The organism is Shimia fortis (genome assembly GCF_040225985.1).
Classification (GTDB): domain Bacteria; phylum Pseudomonadota; class Alphaproteobacteria; order Rhodobacterales; family Rhodobacteraceae; genus Shimia.
The window spans coordinates 1-18,484 of the sequence record NZ_JBBPEU010000022.1 but is presented as its reverse complement, the minus strand read 5'-3'; the positions used below and the strand labels follow the sequence as shown (position 1 = coordinate 18,484).

At 56.3% G+C, this 18,484-nt stretch carries 17 protein-coding genes and 1 tRNA gene; 6 read left to right on the top strand and 12 right to left on the bottom strand.

The annotated features are described in order from the left end of the window. Nucleotides 1–1,097: 1,097 nt before the first annotated feature. The 8 genes from WNE31_RS17985 to WNE31_RS17950 all read right to left on the bottom strand — a co-directional run bounded on the left by WNE31_RS17985 (nt 1,098) and on the right by WNE31_RS17950 (nt 8,183). Nucleotides 1,098–1,751, bottom strand: a complete 654-nt coding sequence (locus WNE31_RS17985; protein WP_349981328.1) for a DsbA family oxidoreductase — start codon at nt 1,749–1,751, stop codon at nt 1,098–1,100. A 90-nt stretch (nt 1,752–1,841) separates the two neighbouring features. Then, nucleotides 1,842–2,771, bottom strand: coding sequence for an AEC family transporter (locus WNE31_RS17980; protein WP_349981327.1), 930 nt, complete (start codon nt 2,769–2,771; stop codon nt 1,842–1,844). Between the two features lie 3 nt (nt 2,772–2,774). Then, nucleotides 2,775–3,575, bottom strand: a complete 801-nt coding sequence (locus tag WNE31_RS17975; protein WP_349981326.1) for an MBL fold metallo-hydrolase — start codon at nt 3,573–3,575, stop codon at nt 2,775–2,777. Then, entirely contained in the window at nt 3,572–4,378 is an 807-nt protein-coding gene (locus WNE31_RS17970; protein WP_349981325.1) for a TatD family hydrolase, read from the bottom strand. The genes WNE31_RS17975 and WNE31_RS17970 overlap by 4 nt, the downstream gene beginning before the upstream one ends. A 3-nt stretch (nt 4,379–4,381) precedes the next feature. Continuing rightward, the gene (locus WNE31_RS17965) at nt 4,382–5,503 is read right to left on the bottom strand and encodes a DNA polymerase III subunit delta' (protein WP_349981324.1); all 1,122 of its coding nucleotides are present in this window, start codon (nt 5,501–5,503) and stop codon (nt 4,382–4,384) included. After that, nucleotides 5,500–6,126, bottom strand: coding sequence for a dTMP kinase (tmk, locus tag WNE31_RS17960; protein ID WP_349981329.1), 627 nt, complete (start codon nt 6,124–6,126; stop codon nt 5,500–5,502). The genes WNE31_RS17965 and tmk overlap by 4 nt, the downstream gene beginning before the upstream one ends. Further along, nucleotides 6,123–7,298, bottom strand: coding sequence for a D-alanyl-D-alanine carboxypeptidase family protein (locus WNE31_RS17955; protein WP_349981323.1), 1,176 nt, complete (start codon nt 7,296–7,298; stop codon nt 6,123–6,125). The genes tmk and WNE31_RS17955 overlap by 4 nt, the downstream gene beginning before the upstream one ends. An 18-nt stretch (nt 7,299–7,316) precedes the next feature. Then, a complete protein-coding gene (locus WNE31_RS17950; RefSeq protein ID WP_349981322.1) occupies nt 7,317–8,183 on the bottom strand; it encodes an SPOR domain-containing protein in 867 nt (288 codons plus the stop codon). Nucleotides 8,184–8,375: 192 nt separating this feature from the next. On the opposite strand from WNE31_RS17950, the gene WNE31_RS17945 reads away from it, so the two are divergent. From WNE31_RS17945 to WNE31_RS17920, 6 genes are all read left to right on the top strand, one after another. Next, nucleotides 8,376–8,465 (top strand) — tRNA-Ser (locus WNE31_RS17945). Between the two features lie 148 nt (nt 8,466–8,613). Beyond that, nucleotides 8,614–9,798 carry a tyrosine-type recombinase/integrase gene (locus WNE31_RS17940; protein WP_349981321.1) on the top strand — a complete coding sequence of 395 codons (1,185 nt, stop codon included), beginning with the start codon at nt 8,614–8,616 and terminating at the stop codon, nt 9,796–9,798. Then, the gene (locus tag WNE31_RS17935; RefSeq protein ID WP_349981320.1) at nt 9,791–10,486 is read left to right on the top strand and encodes a hypothetical protein; all 696 of its coding nucleotides are present in this window, start codon (nt 9,791–9,793) and stop codon (nt 10,484–10,486) included. Before WNE31_RS17940 ends, WNE31_RS17935 begins: the two co-directional genes overlap by 8 nt. Nucleotides 10,487–10,533: 47 nt before the next feature. Next, entirely contained in the window at nt 10,534–10,740 is a 207-nt protein-coding gene (locus tag WNE31_RS17930) for a helix-turn-helix transcriptional regulator (RefSeq protein ID WP_349981319.1), read from the top strand. A 4-nt stretch (nt 10,741–10,744) separates the two neighbouring features. Further along, complete coding sequence (locus WNE31_RS17925; RefSeq protein ID WP_349981318.1) at nt 10,745–11,131, top strand: helix-turn-helix transcriptional regulator; 387 nt, start codon at nt 10,745–10,747, stop codon at nt 11,129–11,131. Further along, a complete protein-coding gene (locus WNE31_RS17920) occupies nt 11,128–12,732 on the top strand; it encodes a phage integrase N-terminal SAM-like domain-containing protein (protein ID WP_349981317.1) in 1,605 nt (534 codons plus the stop codon). Before WNE31_RS17925 ends, WNE31_RS17920 begins: the two co-directional genes overlap by 4 nt. A 385-nt stretch (nt 12,733–13,117) precedes the next feature. Here WNE31_RS17920 and WNE31_RS17915 read toward each other — a convergent pair whose 3' ends face one another. The 4 genes from WNE31_RS17915 to WNE31_RS17900 form a co-directional block, all read right to left on the bottom strand. Next, nucleotides 13,118–13,936, bottom strand: coding sequence for a calcium-binding protein (locus WNE31_RS17915; RefSeq protein WP_349981316.1), 819 nt, complete (start codon nt 13,934–13,936; stop codon nt 13,118–13,120). 88 nt (nt 13,937–14,024) lie between these two features. Further along, on the bottom strand, nt 14,025–16,688 hold the full coding sequence (locus WNE31_RS17910; protein ID WP_349981315.1) for a calcium-binding protein: 2,664 nt from the start codon (nt 16,686–16,688) through the stop codon (nt 14,025–14,027). A 444-nt stretch (nt 16,689–17,132) separates the two neighbouring features. Next, nucleotides 17,133–17,660 carry a hypothetical protein gene (locus tag WNE31_RS17905; protein ID WP_349981314.1) on the bottom strand — a complete coding sequence of 176 codons (528 nt, stop codon included), beginning with the start codon at nt 17,658–17,660 and terminating at the stop codon, nt 17,133–17,135. Between the two features lie 328 nt (nt 17,661–17,988). After that, nucleotides 17,989–18,484 (bottom strand): integrase core domain-containing protein (locus WNE31_RS17900; protein WP_349981313.1); only part of this gene is annotated, 496 nt, incomplete at its 5' end.

Sequence of the window (18,484 nt, the reverse complement as noted above, 5' to 3'; positions counted from 1 at the left end):
CTTGCCATTGCCCTTGCGGACCAGGTTGTCGGGCAAAACGTGCTGAGTTTCGAACAGCAGATCAACAACAGCTACAGATGGGGCGTCACGGATCTCGAACTGATGTGATCGAAATCTGCCATGAGCCAAGCGTGTTGCCGGGATCAGAATTTGCCTGAAATCGACCTTGGCAAACGGGTAGGATCTTGATTTCGTTAAGTACGCGCCAATCCGCGCGTGGACTACGTCCACAAGGCCGTTGGGATTGCCTTCAGTCGAAAACAGGCCATGCCGAATATCACAAACGAGTTCGAACGGCGGCGTTGCCGGGCACAAGCGCCCGCCCAGTGGCCATTGGATGAGCCTTCCGGACAATGAAAAAAGAACGAAACGAGGCGCTGAACATCGGTTGACCTTCTGCCAGTAGGGCCGGGGCGTGTCCGGTAGTAAGGCAAAATCCACATCATGAACTGCCAAGGGACCGACACAGTTGTCTGAGGCACTGTCAACAAGGTGAACACGTACCGAGCCCGTATGTCCCGCCAATGCTCGGCCAATGTCGGCAAGAGCAATTCAGCAACGAAGTCGTCGCCCGATATCCGAAAGTTTTATTCCGCGGTGCTGGGGTCGAACACTTCTCTGGATCAGGTCGGCGCTTCCACACGGCCCGGAATATTCTGCATGGGATCACTCAAGGAAAGAGCAAATTCTGTTGCCTTGAACTGTGAGCGCCCTGGGTACGGCTTGCTCGGACAGGCCCAAATGTTCATCGGCCCTAATCGTGGAATGCGCAGTCAGCAGTGCGAGACGCCATTGCTGAATCGACCCTGGCAATCCAGAGCCCTGTTAGGTGTTGGCTCTGGGCCGCAAGCATATTTCGACGATGGCCGAATGGCGGCATAAGGTTGGGTATCAGAGCGCTAACGCCACGGTCTCTTCGCGCGGTAGACGAAAACTGGGGGGCGAGTCATCGGCCGGGCCATACTCAAAAAAATATCCGCGATAATATGCCTGCCTCTGGCTTTGTTAGCAACGATGTGCGGAAGGCGCCGGCTATCGGTTTGCCTGTCGAGGAGTTGTTCCCGCAGATTCCGCAAAGTTTCCGGATTTAACACCAATCACCCGGTTTTTGTGCCGGCTGGGGAAAGCTGCTCGAGAATCTGTTCAAACATCTTGACGCCTTGCGCACCCGAAGTGGCGTGTTTCGCGTCGAAGATCATCGTCGGCACACCCGAGACGCCGCGCGAGGTCCAAAAGGTCTCCTTTTCACGCACCATGTCTGCAAAACGGCCATCCTTTAGCACCGCCTGTGCTTCGTCTTTATCAAGGCCAATACTGGCAGCGACGTCGACCAGAACAGCCAGGTCCGACACATCGCGCGCCCGTGCAAAATAGGCGTCGAACAGTGCCAGTTTCAGATCCTGCGCGCGACCTTCGGTCTGGGCCCAATGCAAAAGCTGGTGGGCGGCAAAGGTGTTGTAGATTCGGCTGTCGTCGCCAAACGAAAAAGTGATCCCCAAAGGCGCCCCGATATTTTGCATGTTTTCACGCGCCTTGGTGGATTGTTCCGGTGTGCTACCGTATTTGCGCATGATGTGATCCCGCAGGTTTTCGCCTTCGGGCGCCATGTCGGGGTTCAACTCGAACGGATGCCAGTAGGTTTCAACCGGGATACCGGTCGCTTCTGACGCCTGCTGCAATTGGCGATACCCGACGATGCACCACGGGCAGACCACGTCCGAGACGATATCAACGCGAATGGGCTGGGTCATGGGGGGCTCCTGTTCTTGCATCGGCCCAAGATGGGCACGGCGGGGGCAGGTTGCAAGTCACGCCCGCGTGACCTGCCCGGTCAAAAATGGTCAGGGCAGCGCGCCCAGCCAGAGCCAGATCGTCAGGATCGCAAGTGCAGTACCGATCAGAACGGTCGAGGCCGCGACCCGCCGAGCCTGGCCATAGAGGCTGGCAAAGAGGTAGGCGTTGATGCCCGGCGGCATCGAGGCTGTGAGAACGGCCGAGCGCATTGAGTCTGTGCCAAGTCCGTTCAGCCCGCCCATCATCCACACAATCGCCGGATGCAACCCCAAGCTGATGATGCAGCAATAGGCGATGGTGCGCAGGTCGCCCTCGGGGCGATAGCGATAGAGCACGCCGCCCATGCCGAACAGGGCCGCGGGCAGGGCGGCGCGGGCCATCAGGTCGACCGCCACCCGCAGCGGTTCAGGCAGGGCCACGCCGGAAAAGTTCACCAGAAAGCCCAGCGAAATCCCAACGATCAGGGCATTGCGGAACATCGCCTTCAGAACTGTTGGCAGAATCTTTGCGGGGGATTGCCCACGCGCGCGGATGATCTCCATCGCCGTGATCCCGACGCCATAACAAAACGGGCTGTGCACCGCGATGATCGCGTAGTTGCCCGTCAGGGCATCGGGGCCGAAGGCGCGTTCGGTGATCGGCAGGCCCAGCAAGAGCGAGTTTGAAAAGAGGCAGACAAAGCCGATCGCGACCGAATCCTCCCAGTCCCGGCGAAACAACAGCCGCGCGCCGAACAGGCCTGCACAGAAAGACAGGAAGGCGCCGGTGTAGAAACTGCCCAGCAGGGAAAGGTCAAAGTCGGCGGACAAGTCAAGGTTGGCAATGGCGCGAAACAATAGGACAGGCACCGCGAAATTCGTCGCGAAACGCATCAGGCCGTTCACGTTTTCTTCGCTGAAGATCCCGCGCCAGGCCGCTGCATAGCCAAATCCGATCACGAGAAAGACTGGCAGAATAACCGTGATCAGCGTTTGCATGTCTCAAACCTGATAGACGATTTTCATACCGTCATAAGCCACGTCGATATGGTCGGCGGTTTCGTTGAGAAGGGTCTCGTAGTCAAGGTCGATATGCATGTTGGTCAGCACCGCGCGACGCGGGGCGGCCTGTTCGATCCAGTCGAGCGATTTATCCAGATGGGCATGGGTCGGGTGCGGCGTGCGGCGCAACGTGTCCAGAATCCAGCAATCCAGCCCCTGCAATTGCAGCCATGCCTCGTCATAGATCTCGGCGACGTCGGGCATATAGCACAGGTCATGCACCCGGAACCCCAGCGCGTCTATGCTGCCATGGTTGACCTTGATCGGAGTCAGGGTGATCTGGCCCCCGTCGCCATCGATTTTGACATCGCCCTTGATCGTGTGCATGTCGAGGATGGGCGGATAGGGCGACCCTTCGGGTTGCACAAAGGCATAGCCGAAACGGGAAAACAGGGCGTTCTGCGTGTCGCCATCGGCCCAGACAGGCAGGCGCTTGCGCATATTGAACACGATCATGCGCAGGTCGTCAATGCCATGCACATGGTCTGCATGGCTGTGAGTGTAGACCACCGCATCGATCTGGCCGACCCCGGCGTCCAGAAGCTGTGAGCGCATGTCCGGCGAGGTGTCGATAAGGACCGTGGTCTTGCCGGCCTCGGTTTCCCGTTCAATCAGCATCGAACAGCGCTGGCGACGGTTTTTCGGGTTGGACGGATCGCAATCCCCCCAATGCCCGCCAAGGCGCGGCACACCGCCCGACGATCCGCAGCCGAGAATGGTGAAGGTCAGCGTGGCGGTCATGCGGTTGCTGCCTGCAATTTGGCCTTGGTGAACAGCCGGTCGAAATTGGCCTGGGTTTGCGCCGCGAACGCCGCATAGTCCATGCCGAATACCTCGGCCCCGACGCGGGCGGTGTGGGCGGTATAGGCCGGTTCGTTGCGCTTGCCGCGATAGGGCGGCGGCGCAAGGTAAGGCGCGTCGGTCTCTACCAGAATGCGGTCGACGGGCGCGGCGGCAAAGATATCACGCACCTCCTGGCTGCGCGGGAAGGCGGCAATGCCCGACATGGAGAGGTAAAAGCCCAGATCCACGGCGGTTTTCGCAAGGTCTGGCCCCGAACTATAACAGTGCATGACGCAGGCAAAGGCGCCGTGCGCGTGTTCTTCGCTAAGGATCGCGGCCATGTCATCATCGGCGTCGCGCGAATGGATGATCAGCGGCAGCCCGGTCTGGCGGGCGGCTTCGATATGAATACGCAGAGAGGTTTGCTGCACCTCCTTGCTTTCGGCGGTGTAATGGTAATCAAGGCCGGTTTCGCCAATGCCGACGAATTTCGGGTGCTGCGCAAGCGCGACAAGGTCCGCGACCGTTGCCATGGGTTCGTCTGCCACGCTCATCGGGTGGGTGCCCGCGGCATAGAAGACGGGGGCGTGGGCTTCGGCAATGGCGCGCACGGTGGGTTCGTTGCGCAGTCGCGTGCAGATCGTGACCATGCGCGTGACGCCAGCCTCGGCGGCGCGGGTCACGATGTCATCCAGTTGGCCTTCGAAATCGGGGAAATCCAGATGGCAATGGCTGTCGGTAATCTGGGGAATGTCGGTCATGTCTCAACGCGATGCGGTTTCAGTGATCTTGAAAACCGTATCTAGGACAAGCGCGGCAGGGTCAAGGTTGACTGCCTTGCCATGGCGCGTGCGCGAGGAAATCTGCTGCGCGATATCCGCCCATTGGCGCGCCTTGTGCTGGGTCGGGGACAGGCGCAGAAGCACCTCGGTTTCGCCTTCGGCCGCTTCTGGCACGGGGGCGTTGCCGCTGGCGCCTGTGCGGGCCAGACGGGTCAGGAAGATGTCGATCAGGGTTAGAAGCAGATCGAATTTTTCCTCGCCCCCCCGGGCGGCGGCGGCCTCGGCCAGTTTCATTGCGCGGGGCCGATCCAGACGGGGCAGGGTGGCGAAGATCGACACAATTTCCTGATACATGGACAGCCCGCCCAGACGGGTCAGACGCACGGCCTCGCCCACCGATCCGGCAGACAGCGCTGTGAGGGCAGGGCTTTCGCCTTCTTCTGCGCCGGCCTGTGTCAGGGCGCGGGTCATATCCTGCGCGTCCAGAGGTGTGAGGCGCAGTTCGCGACAGCGCGACCGGATTGTTGGCAAAAGGCGCGAGGGTTGGTGCGAGATCAGCAGGATCGTAGTCAGAGCGGGCGGCTCTTCCAGCATCTTCAAAAGGGCGTTGGCCGCGTTCACGTTCATTTCATCCGCCGCATCCACGATCACCACGCGCCGCCCGCCTTCGGTGGCGGACAGGGTCAGAAAATGGGTCAGGCCGCGCACGTCGTCCACGGTGATCATGTCCCGCAGCTTGCCCGTCTTTTCGTTGACCGATCGCGTGATCGCAAACAGGCCTGGCTCGGACCGGGCGAGGATACGGTGGGCCACGGGGTGTTCGGGCGGAATGTCCAGCGTGGCATAAGTGGGCGGTGTGTCCCCGAAAAGGCCGCCGCCCTGTTCGACAGGTGTGGCCAGCAGGAACCGCGCAATCCGCCATGCCAGCGTGGCCTTGCCCACACCGCGCGGCCCTTTCAGCAACCAGGCGTGGTGCAGACGGCCGGAATTATACGCCACGAGAAACCCCGCCTCGGCCGTGTTCTGCCCGAACAGCTCGGCGGTTTCACGCGGGTGCGGGGCGCCTTCGATGCGGTCGGCTTCCGGTCGGGTGTCGTCAGTCATGACAGATGGGCCAGCACGACATCACGGATATCGGCGCTGACCGCATCCATTGGCTGATCGCCATTGATGATGCGGAACCGGGGCTCAAATTCCTGTGCCAGTGACAGGAACCCCTTGCGCATCTGGTCTTGCAGGGCCTGTCCAAAGTCCTCGAAACGTTCCTCGGCGGTGGCGCGGGATTTGGCGCGGGCCAGACCGGTAGCCGGATCCATGTCGATCAGAAGGGTCAGGTCAGGTTCGCGCCCGATCATCAGGCTGTGCAATTGGTCCACCACCCCGCGTAAATCGCCCCTCGACAGTCCCTGATACATGCGGGTCGAGTCTGCAAAGCGGTCACAAAGCACGATCTTGTCTGCAGCCAGGGCAGGCAGGATGGTGCGTTCGAGATGGTCACGCCGCGCCGCAGTGAACAGCAGGATTTCTGTTTCTGCCGACCAGCGGTCGGGATCGCCTTCCAGCACCAGCGCCCGGATTTCCTCGGCCCCGGGGGAGCCGCCGGGTTCACGGGTGGTGACCACGTCATACCCATAAGCACGCAAGGCGTCGGCCAGTCGGGCGATCTGCGTGGTCTTGCCCGACCCGTCGATGCCTTCGAAGGTGATGAAATGGCCGGTCACGGTCAGGATGCCTCGTCCGCAGGCGCGGGCTGGCCGATCTGGTCCAGCAGCACCGTCAGGGCTGTGCGCATCCGCACGGTAAAGCCGCCTTGCGGCACGTCATTCTCGGCCACCAGCGGTACACGGATTTCTGGCAGTCCGTCAGGTTTGACGACAAGATCCGCGAGTTCCTGACCCTTGGCGACAGGCGCCTCGACGGGGCCATAATAGACCACTTCGCCCTTGATGTCGTCGGTGTCCAGCACCGGCCACAGCACCTTGATGTCCTCAGAGGGAACAAGTCCGACGCGCCTGTCCTTGCCCATCCAGACCTGGGCCTGTGCGATGCGTTCGCCTTCGCGGGCAAGCTCGGTTTCGGTGAACTGGCGGAAGGCCCAGTTGACGATCTGTTCCGAAACCTCGGCGCGTTCGGCGGCGCTCTCAAGGCCGGAGATCACGAAAATCACACGGCGGTCACCCTGACGCGCCGAACCGACCAGCCCATAGCCAGCCTCGCGAGTGTGGCCTGTTTTCAACCCGTCCGCACCGATATCCTGATACAAAAGCGGGTTGCGGTTGCGGGTGTTGCCGGGCGCGCGCCCGTCGAACGGGAACTCGGTTTCGGCAAACATCGGGTAAAATTCGGGGAAATCGGTGATCAAGCGGTTGGCCAGCAGCGCAAGATCACGCATCGACATGCGATGTCCGGGGGCGGGCCAGCCGTTGGAATTGGCGAAGGTCGAGTTGGTCATGCCCATCTGCCGCGCGCGCCGCGTCATCATCCGGGAAAACCCTGCCTCGGTGCCATCGGGCGAGAGGGCTTCGGCGATGACGGCACAGGCGTCGTTGCCCGACAAAACAATGATCCCGCGCAGAAGGTCCGATACTTTCACCTTGTCGGTCGTGTCGAGGAACATCGTCGAGCCGCCATAATTCATCGCGTGTTGCGACACCGGCAGGCGTTCCTCCATCTGCAATTGCCCTTTCCGGATGGCGTCAAACGCCATGTAGAGGGTCATCAGTTTCGACATCGAGGCCGGGGGCAGGGGCTCGTCCGCGTTCTTGGACATCAGAACCGTGCCCGTGCCCTGATCCATGATAAAGGCGGCCTTGGCGCGTGTCTCGAAGGCGGTGGCCTGCACCGCGGCCATCATCAGGATCATCGCGGCGGACAGGGTGGTTTTCGAAGCCCGGATCATGGCGCTCTCCCAGGGGACTTAGTTGCTGACGGCATAGGCATCGGTAAAGCCCGACGCATGGATCTGTTTCATAAGCTGGCTGCGCTCGGATTTGCTGCCCGCGGGGCCGACCAGTACGCGCCAGAAGGTTTTGCCCTTGCTTTCCATCTTCTTGATGAGCGGCACCATCCCGGCGCTGCGCATCTGGTTGGCGGCGTTCTTGGCGTTGCCCTCGACACTGAAAATGCCGATCTGAATATAGGGTTTATCAAGAGACGACGACGCAGGTTTCGGCGCAGTTTCCGATTGCACGGCCTGACCCACAGGTGCGGCGGCGGCTTCGGCCTCGGCAATCGCAGCGGATGCAGCGGCCAGCGGTTCGAGGGATTCCTCGCTCACTTCTTCCGCCTCGGGAATGCTCTCTTGAACCTCTGGTTCCTCGGCCACTTCTTCGCGGCGCAGGGCTGTCACGTTCAACTCGACCGGCTGGCCGGCCAACATACCAAGCGCATCGGCGGCATCGGCCGAAATCTGGATGCGCGGCCCCGGAATTTCGCGTTCGCGACGGAAAAGAGCGCCGATCACGAATTTTCCGTTGGATTGGTTGCGGATGATGACACGTTCGGGGTCGTCTACATCCGGATGTGCGGCCCACACACCTCCGAGGCTGGGGCGGCCATCCCAGAGACCGGCCTCGGTCACCGAAAAGACCTCTGGGGCCTCGACATCGCGCTCGACCAGTTTGGTGGTTAGCGATCCCGTCGCGACTTCGCTTTCGGGTTTGGGCTGAAACAAACTCAGACCTTCGCCGTCCTCACAGGCCGCCAGTGCCGCCAAGGCAAAAATAGCAAGTCCGAAGCGAGCGGACGCCGCGATGCGCGGGGTGGAAAAAACGTTGCCAATCATGCTTTGCCCTTGTGCCTGTCGAAGTCGCTGCCAGTGCGTGGCCGTTTGCCGACCGTTCTGCGCCATTACACGCGTGTTTGGCGGCAGTGTAACGGCCCGCAAGCATCAAGAAAAGTGGCTCTTGCGCGATCGGCAAAAAATCCCCCGCCCCGTCTTTCAGAATCATTCGGGGCATTCTAACTAGGGTAAGTCGGAGGAGTGGCAGAGTGGTTGAATGCACCGGTCTTGAAAACCGACGAGGGTTAACGCCCTCCGTGGGTTCGAATCCCACCTCCTCCGCCAGTTTTCATTTTCTTTAGATGTGTCTGGGTCGCTTTAAGTGGCCTTTTTTGTTGTTTTTCTGTGGATTAACCGATTCTTCGTTTTGCTTGAGTTTCTTTCGGTTATGTCTATCTTTGTTTCTTGAGTGGTATGAAGTGTGGTAGTTTGAATGGCCCTATCAGGAAAGCTGACCAAGAAACTTGTGGAGAATCTCGGCGCTGGGCGTCATGGGGATGGCAACGGGCTTTATCTCGTTGTGGATGCCTCAGGGGCGCGGCGCTGGATTGTACGTGTTGTGGTTAAGGGGCAGAAAAACAAGAAAGGCGGTCCGCTCAGAACGGATTTCGGTTTGGGCAGCGCAGATCTTGTGACGCCCAATCAGGCGCGGGAGCGCGCGCTGGAATACCGGCGCATGGCGCGACAGGGGCTGAACCCGCGCTACAATGCCCAACAGGAAGTGCCGACATTCGAAGAGGTTGCGCAGCAGGTTCATATCGAAAGGTTGCCGACCTGGAAGAACGTCAAGCAAGGCCAGCAATGGATCAACACGCTGCGCGACTATGCCTTTCCCAAAATTGGCCGAATGCCGATTGACAGTATCGGCCAACCCGAAGTGATGATGTGTCTCGCGCCGATCTGGACCGAGAAAAACGAAACCGCACGTCGCTTGTCCCAGCGTATCAAGGTTGTGCTGGATGTGGCCAAGTCCAAGGGATTCCGCAGCGGAGAGAATCCCGTCACCGCAATCAAGGATGCGCAGGTATTGCCGAAGGTCAAAGCCAAGCCGAAACATCACAAGGCCATGCAGTGGCAGGACGTGCCTGCATTCTATGCGCAGCTTACCGCGCGCAATGCGATGGCGGCCAAGGCGCTGATGTTCACCTGTCTGACAGCCGGGCGCACCGGCGAAGTACTTGGTATGCGCTGGGAAGAGGTTGATTTCGAGAACCGTATCTGGACCTGCCCTGCTGCGCGGATGAAAACCGATGAGGAACATCGCGTGCCTCTGACCGATGAAATGCTGTCCATCATCGAGCCGTTGCTGGCCATGCAGTCGGATTATGTGTTTGAAGGCCAGAAGCGGCATCACCCCTTGTCCAATATGGCGATGCTGATGTTGTTGCGCCGCATGGATGTGGCGGAGGCCACGGTACATGGTTTGCGCTCGACCTTTCGCGACTGGGCGGCGGAGGTGGCGAATGTGCCGCGCGAGGTGGCCGAGAAATGTCTGGCGCATGCCGTGGGCAATGACGTTGAGCGGGCCTATGCAAGGTCCGACTTGCTGGAAAAACGCCGTGCTTTGATGTTCGATTGGTCGCAATACGTCGCATCTGGAAACATTCGGGATGCGTGAAATACATATCAACGAACCTGAACTTCAGTCGATCGATCTCTTTCGGGCAGCATTAAGCGAAGAAACTTCTGAACAACGACGGCAGGCCATTGCGTTCGTGAAGCAAGATATAGTGGCTGGTCGTTTGGATGCGCTGGCTAGCAAGCATGGTGAAAACTGCTTCTCGGATCCAACAAACGTCGAATTTGTTCAGTGGATCGCAAGAACAGCAAGTGCCCGGCATGAAGCGGCAATCGGGCTTATGCAAATTGGCCGTAGGTATGACGAAAAGAATGGCAACAAACTCAGTGTGGCCGAGCACATTGGGATGCAGGTTTGGCTTTCAATCCGACAGGGGAAATTTGAGGGCGTCTATACAGATACCGGAGTTTTGCAACAAGTGCGCGACGACGCGAAGGAAACCAAAGTGAGAGGTGCTCGGGACAAAGACATCCTTAGAAAGATCTGGCGTTGTTACCGAGGCGTCGTCCATTTGGGGATGGCGATTGAGTATTGTGAAGAGAATCCCGATCAGGGAATGAACGTTATCGGTTTGTCCGAAATTCTTCGACGGGATCTCTGTGAGAATTGCCCGAAAGGGACTTCCAATCCGTATGTGGATCCAAGTGAGCAATTTTCTTTTGTATATTTATCATATATTTGGGGTCCCCGATTTCAAAATCGGGGACTGTCTTTCGACACGAGGTAGGGTGCACCCATTCGTTGCAAACCAAAGCAACGAAAGGAACTCGGACAGTGCCCAACCTCTTCGAAAACAACCGCAACTATGTTCTGGGCGATCCCGAGCTAGACATCCTTGGCGACCGTCAGAAGCTGGCGCAATGGCGCCATAAAGGCACCGGCCCTGCCTATTACAAACTTGGTCGCAAAGTCCTTTATCGCGGCTCTGATCTGAATGCGTGGGTCGAAGCCCATCGTGTTCAACCCTCTGCGAAGGGGTAAACGGATGGGCCGATCGAAACACGATCCCAAGGGGGCTGTGCGCGACCTGTTTGGCGAAGAAAGCCAATTTGCGATGGAACCGAGCGCGGGCAAAAGCAAGCAACATAAACGTGTGTGCCAACCTCAAAAACGCGCTGCGAAAACGGCCCCCAAGTTCCTGACGGTCAAAGAGGTTGCACGACGCTACGGTGTGCATGTCGCTACCGTTTGGCGCTGGGTGAAGAATGATCCCAACTTTCCTGAATCGATCAAACTCTCCCCGGGGACTAGCCGCTGGCGAGAGACGGATCTCCGCGCTTATGAACGTCGCGCAGAAAAAGTAGGTTTTGCTAAAGCGGAACAGGATGAACAGGCATCGGTCAAAAGGAACCGCAAAGGAGCGACGTCGTGAGCCGTTCCTACAAGAAAGTTCGTCCAAAGAAGCACTATGTGTTCACGGTCGAAGACCTCATGAAGCTTTATGAAGTCTCGCGCAACACGCTTACGAACTGGCGTAAAGAAGGGCTGCACCCGTCAGATCAGAGCATTCCTTACGTATTTAACGGTTCCGAAGTGGCACGTTTCCACGAAGCGCGCAGTTTGGCGACAAAGGCTACGCTGCGTATTGGCCAATTCAAATGCTTCTCCTGCAAAGCGCGCGTTTTTCCTGATCCACGGTCGCTGAACCAACGCGTATCGAAACACGGAAACATCTCGATTTGGGGGAGCTGTTCTGAGTGTGGAGGGGTACTTAACAAGCGAGTAAATGCGACTGATTGCGACAAGATTTTGCGTTGTGCTGATACCAATACAAGCTTGATGTCGTTAGACGAAGAAAGCGGGCATGACCCTGTTGGTATTGTGAATGCTGGCGCGTACGCCAAGCAGATTCTGCACAAACCGAATGATCGCATCCTGCACGAGTGGTTGACCTATGCGGGCCGTTGGGATCAGAAAACTGTCGATGCAAAGCTGGCAACGATACGGGGGTTCGAAGATCTGTGTCACGGGAAAGACTTCGGGAAGCTCACCAAGGAGGATGTGGACGGCTTTCGAGAACACCTCAAAGCACGTGTGAACGCCGGTGATGGAAATGGCCTAAGTGTTTCCACGGTTCGCCATCGGGCGTCCCACCTGAAGTCCTTTCTGGAATGGTTGATTGACCAGAAGGGGTATCAAGGCCTCAACCGGTCTTTGCCTGGATATACTGCTTTGCCAAAGAAGTTCGATGCCAAGGCTTTGCAAGAGCAGGATCGCTATATTCCTTCGCTTGACGAAGCCCTCATGATGGTCGAAGCCATGCCGCATTTTTCTCTCAAGGATCGGCGGGATCGCGCCATGGTGGTTGTTGCTTTCCTTGGAGCGCTGCGGGCCGATACTGTGACGTCCCTGCGGATTGAGCATGTGAAGCGCACTGACAAACTTGTCGTGCAGGATGCCAAGACGTCGCGTACGAAGAACGGCAAAAGCCAGCGTATCAGCTTCTTCCCCTTGCCGGAGATATTTGCCGAAGTGGTGTGCAACTGGAAAGGTGAATTGATCTCACTGGGATTTTCCGAGAATGACGCGTTGTTTCCAGCGGCAGATATGCTTTGCAAACGAGCAGGGGCTCTCCGCTCAGCCCCAGTCCCGCCTATGGCCTCGACGCACGCGATTGTTCAGGCTTTTGAGGTGGCGTCCAAACCGATTGGCGAACGGATTTCTCCGCATGCCGCCAAACACTGCATCGGAAATTTGAGCTTGAAGGTTTGCAGGACACCGGAAGAACTCAAGGCCTGGTCGATGAACATGGGCCATGACTCTGAAGAGGTTACGCTGCGCTACTACAAAAATCTGCCCGCGGATCGCGTATTCGAAATCTTTGAGAAATTCGACTTTGAGGACGAAGGCGATCAGACTATACGTCCTTCGGACAAAGACCTGTTGCTGTTGCTATACGAACACAAACTGGATTCCGGCACGCCCGAGTTCGAGCGCGCTATACGACTGAAGAACGAGCGGCTGTTTGGGTGAACAAGAGGCTGCACATGGCGTGTGCTCTGATTGCTCTGATACCCGCAGACTTTCGTTATGAATGAGGGACCATCGGAGGCAGGTCACTAGCCCCAAAGTCTGCGGAACACCCCATCTGCGCCGCATGCAAAACAAGTTTATTCGTTGATTTACTTTGCTTGAGCGACATTGCCGAAGATGTATTCATTTGGGCACTCATCTTGCAACCTTAAATTGAGCAATTCAGCGAGTGCGTTTTCAGAAATTCGTCTCAGTCTACGCCTCGATTTTCAACCTGTTCAAATCGCAACGCAGCCTCAACTCAAGATCGAACTTCAAGCTAAACTGCTCCACCGCTCTTGCTGAGTATTTCGCTTTATGCGTCGGAAAAAGGATAACATGCTGTTTAACCTTCGACGAGTTCGAGTTGGCCTGGCGGCACCTGTGAAATCAGCAGTTGCACGTCTTCTGAATCAAGAGCAACATCTCCGGAAAATGTTGCCATCGTCTCACCGTTGAGACGCAACTCCGTTTGGTCTGGATTATCAGCGCAAATACTAACTGTGATTTCCGCATCAGCCAGTTCCGGCCCAACCATGATGACAATAGTGTCTTCTGTAGGGTCGAAATCTGCCAGCTCAGTCGCCTCATCTACCAGGAAGGTGTCAAACAATACAAAAGCATCATTTCCTTCACCGCCATAAGCGTGATCACTCTGGCCAGCGATTAGGACATCATCGCCTTCTGCACCGATCAGATAGTCCTCGGCATCGTCGCCTCCAAACAGTATGTCATCACCCTCACCACCAAACAGGCTGTCTTTTCCGAAGCCGCCGTTCAGAAGGTCGTTTCCGCTCCTAGCGTGCAGCGCATCATCTCCTGCACCGCCAAACAGACTGTCATCGCCCTCGTCACTAACGACAATATCCTGTCCGCCTCCTCCCAAGAGCACATCGGCCCCAGAACCCCCCAAGAGCTCGTCATTTCCGGCATTGCCCACGATGTAATCATCGCCCGATCCACCAGCGAGAGTTTCGCTTTCTGCGCTGCCGATCAAGGGGTTGGCGTTCGTTTCTGGGATGTCTTGCAGATCGGCAGTCACTATATCCAGTAGGCTGCTTTCATCATTCGATAAATCCGCCGGAGAGGGAGCTTCCACTTCGCCATCGATCTCGTTGTCTCCCTCGACGGTTGCTCCGTCGCTCTCCTCCAGGAGTGCCGACATGGCCCAGCCTCCTACGCAGAGTAATCCTATCATCATCAACATGTGCATATCCTTTCACTGGGGCCAGGTCTTTTCCATGCCGCCCGCATTACAAAAAGCTCAACCATTCGGCTTCCGAGATAGTATCCACAACGAGTTCAGAGGCGCTGTGTCCCAAATCCAGCACCAGCAACTCGTTTCCGTTTGTTGTCATTAGGCTCAGAAAATCATCCGCCGCCCGAATTGAGATGCTGGTGGCGGTGTTGGGGTGCGTCAAATGAAGGACGATCGTGTCGCCTTGGTCAGGGGAAAAATCGGTGATCTGCTGAATCCGATTACCCGGGTTAATGAAATGAAATGTATCCGCCCCACTGCCACCAGTCAGTACATCTAATCCACCCCCTCCTTCCAGAATGTCATTTCCATCGCCACCAATCAGGCTGTCATTTCCAGTCGTACCCCAGAGTGTGTCGTCGCCTTCCTGTCCATAAAGCTGCATCCCAGATCCACTGTATGCAAAGCGAGAGGAAGTCATGTCGAGTACGTCATCTCCGTTCCCAGCCATGATACGCTCAATGTTCTGGATCCGGCTCACTGGCTGTGATCCGATGGCGGAGTTGAATGCACTGTGGAGATCATCCAAGAAGTAGGCGTCGTTACCGCTACTCAGCAGAACCTTGTCAAATCCGTCGCCCCCCGCTGTCACCGCTTCGTAACGGTTCAAGCCGGTGATCGGTACAAGCCATGTCCCTCCACTGTGGGCATGAAGGGCTCCATAGCCAGCAGAAAATGTTTCTGATGGAGCTAACTCGACCACATCATTGTCAGCTCCGGAAAATAACAGGTCCGCACCACCCGATGAATGCAACCTATCTGTACCAGCACCACCATAGATAATGTCATGGCCGGGTCCGTCATGCAGCGTGTCGGCACCATCTCCGCCTTGTAAAAAGTCGTTCCCCCAGCCCCCCTTGAGCGTGTCAGAACCCTCCCCACCAATCAGAGAGTCATTACCAAAGCGACCCAGTAGAATGTCACGTCCGAAACCTCCGATGAGTGCGTCCGCATTTTCACTGCCTTCCTGCCTGTAGGGGTTGTCAATTACGATGCGAACGACATCGAAGGGTAACAGATCAAAAGACAGATTGTCCGCAGCACTGGACGGATCCAGCGATTGTATCAGCGGATTTACGTCGATCTCGCTGGTGAAATAATAGTCGTTGATGTCTGACGGGTTAGCAACCAACGGAATAATTGTCTCAGCTGGTGGCAGGTAGGTTAAGATGTTGCCGTTCACGTAGCGAACATGGTTGGAGTTATTCGCATCAAAAAATGCGAGCAATTCGAGTTGGTCCAGTTCTTCCTCGGTGATTTGGCGGCGCCCAACCCGGTTACCGCCGTTTTCATCCGCAAAGTCACTCAGCCCGTCCGAGCTAAGTGGGTCAACGGTCAGATGATCAATGGTCACATCCGAGCTTTCGCCGACCAGACTGCCAAGGTCCAGCGACACGGTAGAGGGAATCTCTGAACGAAGGGATACAAACAGAACGTCTTGGTAATTGCTGGCAAAATGGTTGATCTCAACGCTACCGTCGCCGCCATCCCAATCTGATAGCATACTCTCGAAACGATCCGAGTTGCCTGTTTCGCTGTCCCTTGGACGCAAGCTTTCTGCCATCAAGAAGAATGCTGCGCCGCTCATTGAGTGTTCGAACTGATCGCTGTTTCGGTCACCCATGATGCTATTGGCTGTCCGATGCTGCAGAGGCCAGATATGGGCTTCGTCCACGCCCATACGGACCATAAATTCGAACATCTCAAGAAGAACGGAGGCACTGGCCGCTCCATGCTGAGTGTGATTGCCCGCCACCACATTCCATTCAGTAATGAACAGCTCGACGTTTCTGCCAATATGTTCTTGAAAGTTCTGGAAGTTTTCGTCGATCCTGCGGACCTCGCGCCAATCTTCGGCGTCGGTGAAGCGCAAGCCCTCGGCACGAGAGACGTTGTAGTAGTAATGAGCAACGGCACCATCAACTGCGTCGATTGCCCTTTGGTTCATCAAGGACAGGATAGCCTCATTAGCGGCATCGTAGTTACCGGCTTCGCTTCCCCCTTTATAAGAACTGGCGGCACCGTTGGTAAGTGCCATCTGTAGCAGGATCATGGGATCGGGTGCTTCGCTGCCTTGTTGTTCAGCCAAGCTATCCAAGGCGTTCTGCACGGCATTTATCACCCCGTTCGCTGCGATGCTGTATTCCAGTTCATTCATGGCAGCGACGAAATTGCTCTCTGCTATGTATTCCGGATGCAGCGAGCGGTCGGGGTTCGAGACGTTGGGGCCAATGGAATACTCATTTCCAATCTCAAAGGCGACTATTAGGTCGCCATACTCGGCCAACAATGCCTCGACAAAAGCTTCGATCCGGTCAGCGGGTATGTTCGTCTTGGTCGGTAGGACAAAAGTCACCTGATAAGTTTGGCTTTCGGTGGAATTAGCCACGCACCAATCTAAGAAAGCCGTTACCTCGGAGCGTAATTGGCCACCCGGCATGTGAGTAACATCGAGCGTGCTTTCGACGTGACCACCAGGATAACGCAAGTTGGTGATCTGATGCGTCTCAAGCGCTTCTTGGAATCCGTAAGACGGTCCGTAGTCCGAGGAACTTCCAGAAATATTGACGTAGTGCAGTGCATTAGCCCCGAACTGATTATTGGCCACGTACTGACCTGTTTCCAAAGATGACGTATACTGAAGGCTGTGTGTTGACATCTCGTACCTCATGTATTCCTGGTACGTGTCTGCCGATTTGCTCTGACCGGGAGATGCCTCAAAACTGGCGGGATCAGGGCCCTTATCTAGGATTTAAAATACTACAATTTAGTGAATAACTATCTGTAATTTAATAGGTTTTTATGATGTTCAGTTTGTGGCCTCAGAGGAAACTGACTTGAGACTGGCAGGGCGGTGCTGACCCAACCCACTTATCAATCTCAGGCAAGACGGCGTCGCAAATTCAGATCGAACCATCAAACACATCGCGCCGCTCGGTTAGGTCCATGTTGGATAAACTGGCGAAAACCTGTGGAACATGAACCTGCCCTTCAGCCAGATCGCCTTACGCCACTTCGGAAAAATGATCTTCGCAATGCAGCATTAGTTTTGTGTTCGTTCACTCGAGCCGGGCAGTTCTATCACTTTCATGCAATGACAGCATTACGCTAGAAAATCTGCCCACTCATAATACGCTCTTAGAAAGATAATGTCGTTCTGTTTGGATCTAAAGGAAGGCCAGAACGTAATACCTCGAGACGCATTGGTGGATACAGAATAGATCCACGTTAAGAGGCCTTTCATTTCCTTAGGAAGGTTCGACACCTCCTCCTCAGCAAGCCAATCACAAAAATCATCAAGGAATCCCTGAATCAGGCGTTTTGAGTAGTGGTGAGGTGCGAGCTTTTTCTTCAGGCTGCGGCGGACTTCATACTCCACCAAGTTGAAAAGACTGACGAAATGTGGTTGCGAGCCAAAACCTTTGTTTATGAAAATACCTCGCTTCAGCTTTCCTTCGCTAATGAGCTTGAGCACATCGTCGGTATTAATGCACAGCGCAAGAGCGACCTCCTCAAGAAATAGAGCGTGCTCAACCGGATGAACGGGTCGCAGCGTTCCGTTGTTCCAGGAGTTCATGTCACCAAAGCGAATAGCATTGTAATCTAGCTTGGAACGGGGCCAAGTCGTCATGGTTTCCTCCTAGTCTCGCCGCCCATTGCTACCCCGCTGCAAATGTGACTTATGCTCGAGGGCTTGGTAAGGTAATGGTTCTGAACCAATAATTCCTCTGTGTATGCTTGCGGAAACATTATTAGGGCAGTTGGTAAACTTTGCGTTAGGGAAGACTTAGCTGAAGTAGACTAGACGTGATCTGACACCGTCCCCTTCTCAGCACGCTGAAATGGGGGCTGGCCATGACCTGCCCCCCGAGGCTCCCCCATTCATAACGAGAGTCTGCGAGTTTGTTGCTCTGATACCCAACCTTCCGCCACCCAGGGCTAGAGTTTCCCGCCGTTTCTCAGCATGGCGGGCTGGTATCGCCATGTGAGTTTGCCAGCGTTGCCGGTGGGATGTTCCCGATGGCGCTGTGCGGTCTCTCTTCGTTGTAGTATCTACGCCATTCCTCCATCTTTTCGCAAGCATCCGATAGTGACAAGAACCAATGTGCGTTCAGGCATTCTGCCCGGAACCTGGAGTTGAACGCCTCAATGAAGGCGTTATCGGTTGGTTTGCCCGGTCGTGAGAAGTCCAGGATCACGCCGCGCTGATAAGCCCAGAGGTCCATATCTCGCGAGATAAATTCGCTGCCGTTGTCGACTCGTATCGTTTTGGGGTAGCCGGTCCGACGACACACCCGATCCAGTGTCGCGACCACGTCTTCGCCCCGATAGCTGAACTTCGGATCGATGACTGGGGCGACCTGATCAGCCCCACCTAAGTGGTCCAGTTTGAATGTTAGTGCATGATTGGCCTGGGTTCCATCGGGATGATGGTTTCCGGCGCCGGCGGGCGGT

Bases quoted from the DNA above. Each gene is read 5' to 3' on its own strand.
- WNE31_RS17910 (WP_349981315.1), bottom strand. From the start codon at position 16,688: ATGTCAACACACAGCCTTCAGTATACGTCATCTTTGGAAACAGGTCAG.
- WNE31_RS17915 (WP_349981316.1), bottom strand. From the start codon at position 13,936: ATGTCGGCACTCCTGGAGGAGAGCGACGGAGCAACCGTCGAGGGAGAC.
- WNE31_RS17905 (WP_349981314.1), bottom strand. From the start codon at position 17,660: ATGACGACTTGGCCCCGTTCCAAGCTAGATTACAATGCTATTCGCTTT.
- WNE31_RS17925 (WP_349981318.1), top strand. From the start codon at position 10,745: ATGGGCCGATCGAAACACGATCCCAAGGGGGCTGTGCGCGACCTGTTT.
- WNE31_RS17980 (WP_349981327.1), bottom strand. From the start codon at position 2,771: ATGCAAACGCTGATCACGGTTATTCTGCCAGTCTTTCTCGTGATCGGA.
- WNE31_RS17970 (WP_349981325.1), bottom strand. From the start codon at position 4,378: ATGACCGACATTCCCCAGATTACCGACAGCCATTGCCATCTGGATTTC.
- WNE31_RS17935 (WP_349981320.1), top strand. From the start codon at position 9,791: ATGCGTGAAATACATATCAACGAACCTGAACTTCAGTCGATCGATCTC.
- WNE31_RS17985 (WP_349981328.1), bottom strand. From the start codon at position 1,751: ATGACCCAGCCCATTCGCGTTGATATCGTCTCGGACGTGGTCTGCCCG.
- WNE31_RS17940 (WP_349981321.1), top strand. From the start codon at position 8,614: ATGGCCCTATCAGGAAAGCTGACCAAGAAACTTGTGGAGAATCTCGGC.
- WNE31_RS17950 (WP_349981322.1), bottom strand. From the start codon at position 8,183: ATGATTGGCAACGTTTTTTCCACCCCGCGCATCGCGGCGTCCGCTCGC.
- WNE31_RS17975 (WP_349981326.1), bottom strand. From the start codon at position 3,575: ATGACCGCCACGCTGACCTTCACCATTCTCGGCTGCGGATCGTCGGGC.
- WNE31_RS17955 (WP_349981323.1), bottom strand. From the start codon at position 7,298: ATGATCCGGGCTTCGAAAACCACCCTGTCCGCCGCGATGATCCTGATG.
- WNE31_RS17965 (WP_349981324.1), bottom strand. From the start codon at position 5,503: ATGACTGACGACACCCGACCGGAAGCCGACCGCATCGAAGGCGCCCCG.